12 protein-coding genes are annotated in these 12,721 nt (G+C 57.8%); 4 read left to right on the forward strand and 8 right to left on the reverse strand.

The features are described from left to right. Window positions 1-78: 78 nt before the first annotated feature. The 4 genes from hflD to AC1MEW_RS15180 all read right to left on the reverse strand — a co-directional run bounded on the left by hflD (window position 79) and on the right by AC1MEW_RS15180 (window position 4,785). Window positions 79-702 carry a high frequency lysogenization protein HflD gene (gene hflD / locus AC1MEW_RS15165; protein ID WP_201197121.1) on the reverse strand — a complete coding sequence of 208 codons (624 nt, stop codon included), beginning with the start codon at window positions 700-702 and terminating at the stop codon, window positions 79-81. Then, on the reverse strand, window positions 699-1,844 hold the full coding sequence (gene mnmA / locus AC1MEW_RS15170; RefSeq protein ID WP_201204578.1) for a tRNA 2-thiouridine(34) synthase MnmA: 1,146 nt from the start codon (window positions 1,842-1,844) through the stop codon (window positions 699-701). The genes hflD and mnmA overlap by 4 nt, the downstream gene beginning before the upstream one ends. A gap of 59 nt (window positions 1,845-1,903) precedes the next feature. Continuing rightward, window positions 1,904-2,350 (reverse strand): NUDIX hydrolase, encoded by a 447-nt coding sequence (locus tag AC1MEW_RS15175; protein WP_201204576.1) that lies wholly within the window; start codon window positions 2,348-2,350, stop codon window positions 1,904-1,906. A 209-nt stretch (window positions 2,351-2,559) separates the two neighbouring features. Beyond that, window positions 2,560-4,785, reverse strand: coding sequence for an NADP-dependent isocitrate dehydrogenase (locus tag AC1MEW_RS15180; RefSeq protein ID WP_480426790.1), 2,226 nt, complete (start codon window positions 4,783-4,785; stop codon window positions 2,560-2,562). 494 nt (window positions 4,786-5,279) lie between these two features. On the opposite strand from AC1MEW_RS15180, the gene icd reads away from it, so the two are divergent. Then, the gene (icd, locus tag AC1MEW_RS15185; RefSeq protein WP_017339594.1) at window positions 5,280-6,536 is read left to right on the forward strand and encodes an NADP-dependent isocitrate dehydrogenase; all 1,257 of its coding nucleotides are present in this window, start codon (window positions 5,280-5,282) and stop codon (window positions 6,534-6,536) included. A gap of 62 nt (window positions 6,537-6,598) precedes the next feature. On the opposite strand, the gene AC1MEW_RS15190 is transcribed toward icd, so the two are convergent. Then, window positions 6,599-6,880: a cold shock domain-containing protein gene (locus AC1MEW_RS15190; protein ID WP_201204572.1), complete on the reverse strand. Its 282-nt coding sequence runs from the start codon at window positions 6,878-6,880 to the stop codon at window positions 6,599-6,601. A 225-nt stretch (window positions 6,881-7,105) separates the two neighbouring features. Here AC1MEW_RS15190 and clpS point away from each other — a divergent pair, with 225 nt between their 5' ends. The 3 genes from clpS to AC1MEW_RS15205 all read left to right on the forward strand — a co-directional run bounded on the left by clpS (window position 7,106) and on the right by AC1MEW_RS15205 (window position 10,613). After that, complete coding sequence (clpS, locus tag AC1MEW_RS15195) at window positions 7,106-7,489, forward strand: ATP-dependent Clp protease adapter ClpS (protein ID WP_054053655.1); 384 nt, start codon at window positions 7,106-7,108, stop codon at window positions 7,487-7,489. Window positions 7,490-7,519: 30 nt separating this feature from the next. Then, window positions 7,520-9,790, forward strand: a complete 2,271-nt coding sequence (clpA, locus tag AC1MEW_RS15200; RefSeq protein WP_201197127.1) for an ATP-dependent Clp protease ATP-binding subunit ClpA — start codon at window positions 7,520-7,522, stop codon at window positions 9,788-9,790. Window positions 9,791-10,253: 463 nt separating this feature from the next. Continuing rightward, complete coding sequence (locus AC1MEW_RS15205; protein WP_480426794.1) at window positions 10,254-10,613, forward strand: hypothetical protein; 360 nt, start codon at window positions 10,254-10,256, stop codon at window positions 10,611-10,613. Window positions 10,614-10,913: 300 nt separating this feature from the next. Here the strand turns inward: AC1MEW_RS15205 and infA are convergent, their stop codons facing one another. From infA to aat, 3 genes are all read right to left on the reverse strand, one after another. Further along, window positions 10,914-11,132 carry a translation initiation factor IF-1 gene (gene infA, locus AC1MEW_RS15210; protein ID WP_002553999.1) on the reverse strand — a complete coding sequence of 73 codons (219 nt, stop codon included), beginning with the start codon at window positions 11,130-11,132 and terminating at the stop codon, window positions 10,914-10,916. A gap of 111 nt (window positions 11,133-11,243) precedes the next feature. Then, entirely contained in the window at window positions 11,244-11,951 is a 708-nt protein-coding gene (locus tag AC1MEW_RS15215; protein WP_201197128.1) for an arginyltransferase, read from the reverse strand. Between the two features lie 56 nt (window positions 11,952-12,007). Continuing rightward, on the reverse strand, window positions 12,008-12,688 hold the full coding sequence (gene aat / locus AC1MEW_RS15220) for a leucyl/phenylalanyl-tRNA--protein transferase (RefSeq protein WP_201204569.1): 681 nt from the start codon (window positions 12,686-12,688) through the stop codon (window positions 12,008-12,010). Window positions 12,689-12,721: the final 33 nt, after the last annotated feature.

Below are 12,721 nucleotides of genomic sequence, written 5' to 3' on the forward strand. Positions count from 1 at the left end.
GAAAAATTCCGCCGGTCCGTTGCCAACTGACCGGCGTACTACGCGTTACTGACTACAAAGCGGTGTTGCGGGCGCGGTTCAGCTGCTGCGCATCAGCGGGTAAAGCTCTTTGAGCAACTTGCGACGGCTAATCACCAGCTGCCAGCGATGGCCGCCCAACTGCCGCCACAACCGCGCCGAACGAATCCCGGCGAGCAACAGCGCGCGGATCTTCGAGGCGTTGCTCGGTTGCTGCAAGTTACGCATGTCGCCGTGGACCTGGATCCGTTGGCGCAAGGTGCTCAGGGTGTCCTGATACAGCGCACCGCAGGCCGCGATCACGTTTTCGTGGGCCGGACCGAAGTGCTCAACCTGGGATTGAATCTGTGGCAGGCGCTTGCCGATCACCTCGAGCATGTCGCCACGCTTGGCCAATTGACGCTCAAGACCCAGCATCGCCAGGGCATAACGCAGTGGTTCGCGCTGCAGGGTGCTCGGGTCGCGTTCCAGGGCACCGATCAACGCGCGATAGCCTTCACGCAGATTGATGTCGTCGCCGCCGTAGACTTCCAGGGTGTCCTTGGGGTCGCGAATCAGCAAGCTGCCGAGCATGCACGTCAGGCCGGCTTCGCTGGTCTGGCCGCTCTTGGCGATCTTGTCCACCAGCACGGCGGCGAGAAACACGCCGCCCAGTGCCGTCAATTGCTCCTGAGTCGGGCTCATTGCTGTGCGCCTTGAGGAGTGCCTTTGCTGGTCCACGGCTCGGCAATTTCGATCACGCCGCCGCCGAGGCAGATTTCCCCGTCATAGAACACCACGGATTGGCCTGGGGTGACCGCGCGTTGCGGGTCATCGAAGATCGCGCGGTAGCCGGTGGCGGTCTTTTCCAGCGTGCAAGGCTGGTCGCTTTGGCGATAACGGACCTTGGCGGTCAAACGGCGGGATTCGCTCAGATCAATCGGGTTGACCCAATAGATGTCCGAGGCGAGCAGGGCGCGGGAGAACAGATACGGGTGATCATTGCCCTGGCCAACGATCAGCTCGTTGTTGACCAGATCCTTGATCAGCACATACCACGGCTCGTCACTGGCGTCTTTCAAGCCGCCGATGCCCAGGCCCTGGCGCTGACCGATGGTGTGGTACATCAAGCCGTGGTGACGGCCAATGACTTCACCTTCGGTGGTCTTGATCTCGCCTGGCTGCGCCGGCAGGTACTGCTTGAGGAAGTCGCTGAAGCGGCGTTCGCCGATAAAGCAGATCCCGGTGGAATCCTTTTTCTTCGCGGTGGCCAGTTCGTGTTTCTCGGCAATCGCGCGGACTTCGGGTTTTTCCAGCTCGCCGACCGGGAACAGGGTCTTGGCGATCTGTTCACCGCCCACGGCGTGCAGGAAGTAGCTCTGGTCCTTGTTCGGGTCCAGGCCCTTGAGCAACTCGGTTCGGCCATCGATGTCGCGGCGGCGCACGTAGTGGCCGGTGGCGATCAGGTCGGCGCCGAGCATCATGGCGTAGTCGAGGAACGCCTTGAACTTGATCTCGCGGTTACACAGGATGTCCGGATTCGGCGTGCGCCCGGCTTTGTATTCGGCCAGGAAGTGTTCGAACACGTTGTCCCAGTACTCGGCGGCGAAGTTGGCGGTGTGCAGCTTGATGCCAATCTTGTCGCACACAGCCTGCGCATCCGCCAGGTCGTCCATGGCGGTGCAGTATTCCGTTCCATCGTCTTCTTCCCAGTTCTTCATGAACAGGCCTTCCACCTCGTAACCCTGCTCGATCAGCAGGAGAGCGGAAACGGAAGAGTCCACGCCGCCGGACATGCCGACAATGACGCGCTTCTTTTGTGTGTCAGAAGGGGCTGGATCACGCATAGGGATTCAATGAGTGTCTTGAAAAAGGACGCGATTCTAACAGGCCGAAGCCCGCAAGGCTAAAGAGAAGGGCGGATCAGTTCGAGACCGAAGTGTTTACCGTCCAGATAATCATCGATGCAGCGGATGATCAGCTCACTGCGCCAGTTTGCGCGCTGTTCTACCAATTCGTCACGGGTCAGCCATTTGGCGCCGACGATGCCGTCATCCAGCTGATAGTCGGGGTGGTGTTTCAGCGCTTTGGCGGTGAAGCAGACCCGCTGATAGGTCACGCCGTTGCTCGGTGCGGTGTAGAGGTAAATGCCCACCACGCCCGTCGGCTCGACGTCCCAGCCGGTTTCTTCGAGGGTTTCGCGCACGGCGGCTTCGATCAGGGTTTCGTCCGGGTCCAGATGGCCGGCGGGTTGGTTGAGTACCGCTTGTCCGCCCTTGAGTTCTTCGACCATCAGGAACCGGCCGTTGTCTTCGACGATAGTGGCGACGGTGATGTGGGGTAGCCAGGCCATAGGACTTCCTCGATTCTTACTGTTTGAACACGATCAAATGTGGGAGCGGGCTTGCTCGCGAATGCGGTGGGTCAGTCAATAAAGATGTTGAATGATAAGCCGTATTCGCGAGCAAGCCCGCTCCCACATTGTCCAGCGTTCACATTTGAATGTGTGCCACAAGCAGAAACCCCGGCACGGGGCCGGGGCTTCTTTGCATCCTTACAACCTTAAACCAACGCAGCGATCGCGGCGTTGAAGGTGTTGCTTGGGCGCATGGCCTTGCTGATCAGCTCGGCATTGGCGTGGTAGTAACCGCCGATGTCCACTGGCTTGCCCTGAACGGCATTGAGCTCGGCGACGATGGTCGCTTCGTTCTCGGCCAGGGTCTTGGCCAGTTGGCCAAACTGCGCTTGCAATGCAGTGTCTTCGGACTGGGCGGCCAGGGCTTGTGCCCAGTACAGCGCCAGGTAGAAGTGGCTGCCGCGGTTGTCGATGTTGCCGACTTTGCGCGATGGCGACTTGTTGTTGTCCAGGAACTGGCCAGTGGCCTGGTCCAGGGTCTTGGCCAAAACCAAAGCTTTAGGGTTGTTGTACGTCACACCCAAATGCTCAAGGGAAGCGGCCAGGGCCAGGAACTCGCCCAGGGAATCCCAGCGCAGGAAGTTTTCTTCCAGCAGCTGCTGAACGTGCTTCGGTGCCGAACCGCCAGCGCCGGTTTCAAACAGGCCGCCGCCATTCATCAGCGGGACGATCGACAGCATCTTGGCGCTGGTGCCCAGTTCCATGATCGGGAACAGGTCGGTCAGGTAGTCGCGCAATACGTTGCCGGTCACCGAGATGGTGTCCTTGCCTTCGCGAGTGCGGCCCAGGGTGAACGCCATCGCGTCGACTGGCGACATGATGCGGATGTCCAGGCCCGAAGTGTCGTGATCCTTCAGGTAAGCCTGAACTTTTTCGATCACAACGCCGTCGTGGGCGCGCATTGGGTCCAGCCAGAAAATCGCTGGAGTGGCGCTTGCACGAGCACGGTTGACGGCCAGTTTGACCCAATCCTGGATCGGCGCGTCTTTGGTCTGGCACATGCGGAAGATGTCCCCGGCTTCAACCGACTGTTCCAGCAGGGTGCGACCAGCGCTGTCGGAAACCCGAACCACGCCGTTGCTCTTGATCTGGAAAGTCTTGTCGTGCGAGCCGTACTCTTCAGCTTTTTTCGCCATCAGGCCAACGTTTGGCACGCTGCCCATGGTGGTTGGATCGAAGGCGCCGTTTACCTTGCAGTCTTCGATGACCGCCTGGTAGATGGTGGCGTAGCAGCGATCCGGGATCACGGCCTTGGTGTCGTGCAGTTGACCGTCAGTGCCCCACATTTTGCCGGAGTCACGGATCATTGCCGGCATCGAGGCGTCGACGATAACGTCGCTCGGCACGTGCAGGTTGGTGATGCCTTTGTCGGAATTGACCATGGCCAACGACGGACGAACGGCGTAGACCGCCTGGATGTCCGCTTCGATCTGCGCTTGCTGCTCGGCCGGCAGGGCCTTGATGCGAGCGTACAGGTCGCCGATGCCGTTGTTCAGGTTAAAGCCGATCTGCGCCAGCACGTCAGCGTGTTTGGCCAGTGCGTCTTTATAGAACTCGGCAACGATCTGGCCGAACATGATCGGGTCGGAGACCTTCATCATGGTGGCTTTCAAGTGAACCGACAGCAGCACGCCTTTTTGCTTGGCGTCTTCGATCTCGGCTGCAATGAAGCTGCGCAGGGCGTTTTTGCTCAGTACCGCGCAATCGAGGATCTCACCGGCTTGCACGGTGGTCTTTTCTTTCAGGACGGTGGTGGTGCCGTCTTGAGCGATCAGTTCGATTTTAACGGCGTCAGCGGCGTCGATCAGGGCAGCTTTTTCGCTGCCGTAGAAATCGCCGGTGCTCATGTGCGCGACGTGGGACTTGGAGTCCGCAGCCCAAGCGCCCATTTTGTGCGGGTGCTTGCGAGCGTAGTTCTTGACCGACAGCGGGGCACGACGATCAGAGTTGCCTTCGCGCAGAACCGGGTTTACGGCGCTGCCCTTGATCTTGTCGTAACGCGACTTGGCTTCTTTGTCTGCGTCGCTGCTCACGGTTTCCGGATAGTCCGGCAGTGCGAAGCCCTGGGCTTGCAGCTCTTTGATCGCGGCTTGCAGTTGCGGAACCGAGGCGCTGATGTTCGGCAGCTTGATGATGTTGGCTTCAGGCGTAACGGCCAGGTCGCCCAGTTCGGCGAGGTGGTCGGCTACGGCTTTGTCACCCAATTGCTCGGGGAAGCTGGCCAGGATGCGCCCTGCAAGAGAGATGTCGCGGGTTTCCACGGCAATATCAGCGGAGGCGGTGAAGCCCTCTACGATAGGCAACAGTGAATAGGTGGCGAGGGCTGGGGCTTCGTCGGTGAAGGTATAGATGATCTTCGAGCGGGTGGGCATATTCGGATTAACTCTCTCTTCTTTGCTAAAGCGTGCGCCGAAACTCGAGGGGCGCCGTGTAAGCGCGTTCGTTCAAAGTCATCCATGAGCCGAATGTCGAGGTTTCTTCGCGGTGATGTTGGGTGCATCAGTCGAGCGTCAAGCGGGTGGGCTGCGGTAACAACCCGGCTTCAATCTGGCTGAAAGTCTCGTAATAGAGAGCTTGGCCTTTGTGACCCTTCGGTCAGCGGCGGCATTATACATAGGTAGCTGGCAATCTGCCGATGGTTCATATGCAACGATTCTCGTCCATTGGTCTAAAGGTCGCAGGGCGGCGGGCGGCGTAGAGTCTTGCACCGTGCTTGAGTTTGGCGCTTTTCCCTTTGCTTTCAGGCTTGTAGATCACGAACTGCACAGCTTTGCGGCAGATGGGTGGAACATAGGGTTTGCGCGCTGATTTAACTGGGGTACGCTCGAACGAAGCCAGATGTTCAATCCAAACAATGGAGTTCAGCATGGGATACAAGAAGATTCAGGTTCCAGCAGTCGGCGACAAAATCACCGTCAATGCAGACCATTCTCTCAATGTTCCTAACAACCCGATCATCCCCTTCATTGAAGGTGATGGCATCGGCGTTGATATCAGCCCGGTCATGATCAAGGTTGTCGATGCTGCTGTTAAGAAGGCTTACGGCGGCGAGCGCAAAATTTCCTGGATGGAAGTCTACGCCGGGGAAAAAGCGACTCAGGTTTACGATCAGGACACCTGGCTGCCTCAGGAAACCCTGGACGCAGTCAAGGATTACGTGGTTTCCATCAAGGGCCCTCTGACCACCCCGGTCGGTGGCGGCATCCGTTCGCTGAACGTGGCCCTGCGCCAACAACTCGACCTTTACGTCTGCCTGCGTCCGGTACGCTGGTTCGAAGGCGTGCCGAGCCCGGTCAAGAAGCCAGGCGACGTCGACATGACGATCTTCCGTGAGAACTCGGAAGACATCTACGCCGGCATCGAGTGGAAGGCCGGTTCGCCGGAAGCGACCAAAGTCATCAAGTTCCTGAAAGATGAAATGGGCGTCACCAAGATCCGCTTCGACGAAAACTGCGGTATCGGTATCAAGCCGGTTTCGCTGCAAGGCACCAAGCGTCTGGCGCGCAAGGCTCTGCAATATGTGGTCGACAACGACCGCGATTCGCTGACCATCGTGCACAAAGGCAACATCATGAAGTTCACCGAAGGTGCCTTCAAGGAGTGGGCCTACGAAGTGGCGGCTGAAGAGTTCGGCGCGACCCTGCTCGACGGCGGTCCGTGGATGCAGTTCAAGAACCCGAAAACCGGCAAGAACGTCATCGTCAAGGATGCCATCGCCGACGCCATGCTCCAGCAGATCCTGCTGCGCCCGGCTGAGTACGATGTGATCGCGACCCTGAACCTGAACGGCGACTACCTCTCCGACGCCCTGGCGGCTGAAGTAGGCGGTATCGGTATCGCGCCGGGTGCCAACCTGTCCGACACTATCGCCATGTTCGAAGCGACCCACGGTACTGCGCCGAAATATGCCGGCAAAGACCAGGTCAACCCGGGCTCGCTGATCCTGTCCGCCGAGATGATGCTGCGTCATATGGGCTGGACCGAAGCGGCTGATCTGATCATCAAAGGCACCAACGGCGCGATTTCCGCCAAGACCGTGACCTATGATTTCGAGCGTCTGATGGAAGGCGCCAAACTGGTGTCTTCTTCCGGCTTCGGCGATGCGCTGATTTCGCACATGTAAGAAATTTGCACCAAAAAAAACCGCCTTCGGGCGGTTTTTTCATGACTGGATGACGGGTTGCGTCAGCTCGACACCGATTCTTTGTGGATGGAAGGTGCGGTGTGTTCGTTCGCAGTAGTGGCAGCCGTGATCTTCACCGCGTGCAGGCCTTTGGGTCCCTGGATGATCTCGAAGTTTACGGATTGTCCGGCCTTGAGGGTTTTGTAGCCCTCCATGTCGATGGCCGAATAGTGGGCAAAGAAGTCGATCTCTTTGCCGTCCTCATCGCGTCCTTCTCTGGCGTCGGTATTAATGAAACCGAACCCCTTGGCATTGTTGAACCACTTCACCTTACCGACTGCCATGCTCATATCCCTCTGCAACAGACTCCATCACTGGAGTATCATCCAGTACATCCGCAGTCGAATCTCATAAATAAGATTGACTCCGCGGACCTTTTTTACCCACTGTGGGCTCTATTGGTTGTAACACCGTTTTCCCGATAGTCAAGGTGACTGGGCAGTCGGAGTTGAAATCGTTGATAGCCGCCCCCACCACTGTATTTGCACAACTGACGAACCTTTCTTTCCATGCATGCAATCAGCCAGATTCGACTAACATTCAATCAGGATCGCCCGACTCTCCAGAAAGATCTCCCGGAGGAGCACGACGACGATTCCGCAGGCATTGCTGTTCAGGAGGCCAAGCCTGCTTTACAGGCGCCGCCGATGTACAAGGTGGTTTTGTTTAATGATGACTACACACCGATGGATTTCGTCGTCGAAGTGCTCGAGGTGTTTTTTAACCTGAATCGCGAGCTGGCGACCAAGGTCATGCTGGCCGTCCACACAGAAGGGCGGGCAGTATGTGGAGTGTTTACCCGCGACATCGCCGAGACGAAGGCCATGCAGGTCAACCAGTACGCCAGGGAAAGCCAGCATCCGCTACTCTGTGAAATCGAGAAGGACGGTTAATCGCCGACCACTTGGGTATGAGGTGAAGCTATGTTAAACCGCGAGCTCGAAGTCACCCTCAATCTAGCCTTCAAGGAGGCTCGTTCGAAGCGTCATGAATTCATGACCGTCGAACACCTCTTGCTGGCCCTATTGGACAATGAGGCTGCCGCCACCGTTTTGCGTGCATGCGGCGCAAACCTCGACAAACTCAAGCATGACCTGCAGGAGTTCATCGACTCCACCACGCCGTTGATCCCCGTTCATGACGAGGATCGCGAGACCCAACCAACCCTGGGCTTCCAGCGTGTTCTGCAGCGTGCTGTCTTTCACGTACAGAGCTCGGGCAAACGCGAAGTGACTGGCGCCAACGTGCTGGTCGCAATCTTCAGTGAGCAAGAAAGTCAGGCGGTGTTCCTGCTGAAACAGCAGAGCGTTGCCCGCATTGATGTCGTCAACTACATCGCCCATGGCATTTCCAAAGTGCCGGGGCACGGCGATCACTCTGAAGGTGAGCAAGATATGCAGGACGACGAGGGCGGTGAGTCTTCTTCTTCAGGCAATCCCCTGGATGCTTATGCCAGCAACCTCAACGAACTCGCGCGCCAGGGTCGAATCGATCCGCTGGTAGGCCGTGAGCTCGAAGTCGAGCGTGTCGCGCAGATCCTGGCGCGTCGTCGCAAAAACAATCCGCTGCTGGTGGGCGAGGCTGGCGTGGGTAAAACCGCGATTGCCGAAGGCCTGGCCAAGCGCATTGTCGACAATCAGGTGCCGGACCTGCTGGCCAACAGCGTGGTTTACTCCCTTGACTTGGGGGCCTTGCTGGCCGGGACCAAATACCGCGGTGATTTCGAGAAACGCTTCAAGGCGTTGCTCAATGAGCTGAAAAAACGTCCGCAGGCGATCCTGTTCATCGACGAAATCCATACCATCATTGGTGCGGGTGCCGCGTCCGGTGGCGTCATGGATGCCTCGAACCTGCTCAAGCCGTTGCTGTCGTCCGGCGATATCCGCTGCATCGGTTCGACCACGTTCCAGGAATTCCGCGGGATCTTCGAGAAGGACCGTGCCTTGGCACGACGCTTCCAGAAGGTCGATGTGTCGGAGCCTTCGGTAGAAGACACCATCAGCATCCTGCGCGGCCTGAAAGGGCGTTTCGAAACGCACCACGGCATCGAGTACAGCGATGAAGCCCTGCGTGCAGCGGCTGAGCTGGCCTCGCGCTACATCAATGACCGGCACATGCCGGACAAAGCTATCGACGTTATCGACGAGGCGGGTGCCTACCAGCGCCTGCAGCCAATCGAGAAACGCGTGAAACGCATCGAAGTGCCTCAGGTCGAGGACATTGTCGCGAAAATCGCGCGGATTCCGCCTAAGCACGTCAACAGTTCCGACAGAGAGCTGCTGCGTAACCTTGAGCGTGACCTGAAGCTGACGGTGTTTGGTCAGGATGCCGCGATCGACTCGTTGTCGACTGCGATCAAACTGTCCCGTGCCGGCCTCAAGTCGCCTGACAAGCCAGTTGGTTCGTTCCTGTTCGCCGGGCCTACCGGTGTCGGTAAAACCGAAGCGGCGCGTCAGTTGGCCAAGGCGCTGGGCATCGAGCTGGTTCGCTTCGACATGTCCGAGTACATGGAGCGCCACACCGTATCGCGTCTGATCGGTGCACCTCCGGGCTATGTCGGGTTCGACCAGGGCGGCCTGCTGACCGAAGCCATCACCAAGCAACCGCACTGCGTATTGCTGCTCGATGAAATCGAGAAGGCGCATCCGGAAGTCTTCAACCTGCTGTTGCAGGTCATGGATCACGGTACGCTGACTGATAACAACGGGCGCAAGGCGGATTTCCGTAACGTGATTGTCATCATGACGACCAACGCCGGCGCCGAAACCGCAGCCCGCGCTTCGATCGGTTTCACCCATCAGGACCACTCGTCCGATGCGATGGAAGTGATCAAGAAGAGCTTTACGCCAGAGTTCCGCAACCGTCTGGACACCATTATCCAGTTTGGTCGCCTCAGTCATGAGGTCATCAAAAGCGTGGTGGACAAGTTCCTTACCGAACTTCAGGCGCAGCTGGAAGACAAGCGCGTGCAGCTGGAAGTGACCGACGCTGCACGCAGTTGGCTGGCAGCGGGTGGCTACGACTCGGCAATGGGTGCTCGACCAATGGCGCGTTTGATCCAGGACAAGATCAAGCGTCCGCTGGCTGAGGAGATTCTCTTTGGTGAATTGGCTGACCATGGTGGTGTGGTTCACATCGACCTTAAGGACGGCGAGTTGACCTTCGAGTTCGAGACCACGGCTGAAATGGCTTGATGGTTGGTTGGTTGTAAAGCAAAGCTAAAGGCGCCTTCGGGCGCCTTTTTTGTGTTTTGTGGGTTGGGTGTTTTTGGGTGTATATCCGTTGCTGCGGTAACGGCTGCTTAGGGTTTCGCCCTTACGGCGAGGCACTTTTTTCAAACGCCAAAAAAGTACCCAAAAAGGCTCGCCCCGGCGTCCGGCCCCTCGCTTAGGCTCGGCGTTCCTTCGTTCCGGTATTCATCTGGGGGCATCGCCTACGGTCTGCTTCGCGACGACCTCCTCTCGATGTGTGCGGCTTCGCCGCACGGCGCTACGCGCCCACCCCCAGCTGAACACCTCCACTCAGCCTCCCGAAGGGGCGGGCAGAGCAAGATCAAAAGCTGCAGGCGAGCTAACGCTCGGCCTGTTGAGTGGTGAAGAGCGAGAGGTGTACGCTGGTCTGTTTTTGATTCTGCTTTTGATTTTGTAGGAGCGAGGCTTGCCCGCGAAGGCGGCCTGGCAGCCGACCAATATTTACCGGATGTACTCAGTCCAATTGTGTGAGCTGGCTTTGGCTTTGGCTTTGGCTTTGGCTTTGGCTTTGGCTTTGGCTTTGGCTTTGGCTTTGGCTTTGGCTTTGGCTTTGGCTTTGGCTTTGGCTTTGGCTTTGGCTTTGGCTTTGGCTTTGGCTTTGGCTTTGGCTTTGGCTTTGGCTTTGGCTTTGGCTTTGGCTTTGGCTTTGGCTTTGGCTTTGGCTTTGGCTTTGGCTTTGGTTTTGGCTTTTGATCTGGATCTTGATCCTGCTTTTGATCTCTCGCCCCTTCGGCAGGCCGAGCGTAGGTGTTCATCAGGGGGTTAGGCGCGCAGCGCCGTTCGGCGAAGCCGAACACATCGAGAGGTGGTCGTAGCGAAGCAGACCGTAGGCGATGCCCCCTGATGGATACCGTAGCGAGGGTACATCGAGCGGAGCGAGATGCCGTACGCCGGGGCGAAGCCTTTTGCTTACTTTTCGGCGTTTGGAAAAGTGAGTCGCTGTAAGAGCGAAACCCTAAGAAGCCGTTACCGCAGCAACGGATATACACCCAACCCTAGAGAGCCCACTAAAACAGCGCACACACAAAAACGCCCGGCATAAACCGGGCGTTTTGTATTGACTTGATTAGCGAGCGCGGTAAGTAATGCGCCCTTTGCTCAAGTCATAGGGCGTCAGCTCGACGCGCACTTTGTCACCGGTAAGAATACGAATGTAGTTCTTGCGCATCTTGCCGGAAATATGCGCGGTTACGACGTGCCCATTTTCCAACTCCACACGAAACATGGTGTTGGGCAGGGTGTCGACGACAGTGCCTTCCATTTCGAAGCTGTCTTCTTTCGACATGCAGTAAAGCCCTCGGTATCCAATGAATGGCCCGGTGCAACTGCGCCAGGCAAAAGCGGCGTGCATTGTGCCCGAAAAATGGGGTTTACGCCAAGCGGTTTACAGATTGCCTTAGTTCAGGATGACCCAGCGCTGATTTATCAGCAATTCGATGGGGCGATACTGGGTCTTGTAGTTCATCTTTTTGCAGTTCTTGATCCAGTAGCCGAGGTAGACCGCTTCCAGTCCCAGACGCTGGGCTTCTGCGATCTGCCAGAGGATTGCGTAACGTCCGAGGCTGCGATGGTCCTCGGCGGGCTCGTAGAAGGTGTAGACCGCCGACAGGCCATTGGGCAGCAAGTCGGTAACCGCCACGGCCACCAACCGGCCGTCGAGACGAAATTCGTAGAACCGCGAAAACGGCAGGTCACGCACCAGGAAGGTCGAAAACTGATCGCGGCTCGGCGGGTACATATCGCCGTCGGCGTGACGCTGTTCGATATAGCGTTGATAGAGGTCGAAATACTCTTCGCTGAACCCGGGCCTGGCCGGGCGCACCTGCAAGTCTGCGTTGCGCTTGAAAATGCGTTTTTGCTGACGGTTGGGCGCAAATTGAGCCACAGGGATGCGTGCAGGCACGCACGCATTGCAATTCTGGCAATGAGGCCGATAGAGATGATCGCCACTGCGACGAAAACCCATTTCCGACAGGTCTGCGTAGACATGCACATCCATGGGCTGGCTAGGATCGAGAAACAGGGTTGTGGCCTGCTCCTCGGGCAGATAACTGCAAGAGTGGGGCTGAGTGGCATAGAACTTCAAACGCGCCAACTCGGTCATGATCAACCTCGGGGATAAGCTTTTGAATAAGTGTAAGCCACGCGCGCAAAAGTCGCTCAGCAAACCCAGGTGGCGTGATTAGGTTGATCCAGATGTCGAGCCAGATAGCCGGCAAACTCGCTGCGGGGTATCGCTCGGGCGCCGAGGCTGTGCAAATGGTCGGTAGGCATCTGGCAATCGATCAGCACAAAACCTGAGTCTTTCAGATGTTGCACCAATGTGGCAAAGCCATATTTGGAGGCGTTGTCGGCGCGACTGAACATCGACTCGCCAAAAAACAGCTGACCCATGGCCAGGCCGTACAAGCCGCCGACCAGTTCACCCTGGTCCCAGACTTCCACCGAATGGGCGTAGCCGCGCTTGTGCAGCTCCAGGTAGGCGTTCTGCATGGCTTTCGTGATCCAGGTGCCGTCGGCGTAATCGCGCGGCGCGGCGCAGGCGCGGATGACCGCGGCAAAATCCTGATCGAAGGTCACTTGATAGCATTGTTGGCGCAGCAACTTGTTCAGGCTGCGGGAAACGTGCAGTTCGTCGGGAAACAGCACGGTGCGTGGATCGGGCGACCACCAGAGAATCGGTTGGCCTTCGGAAAACCAAGGGAAGCAGCCGTGGCGATAGGCCTGGATCAGCCGATCAGCGGACAGATCACCGCCCGCCGCCAGCAGCCCATTGGGATCGCGCATGGCTTTTTCCAGGGGCGGAAAAGTCAGGGTGTTGCGTTGTAACCAAGTCAGCATGGCATCCGGGCTTGCAGAAGGGGAGGGCAGGGG

The organism is Pseudomonas sp. ASL4 (assembly GCF_056680395.1).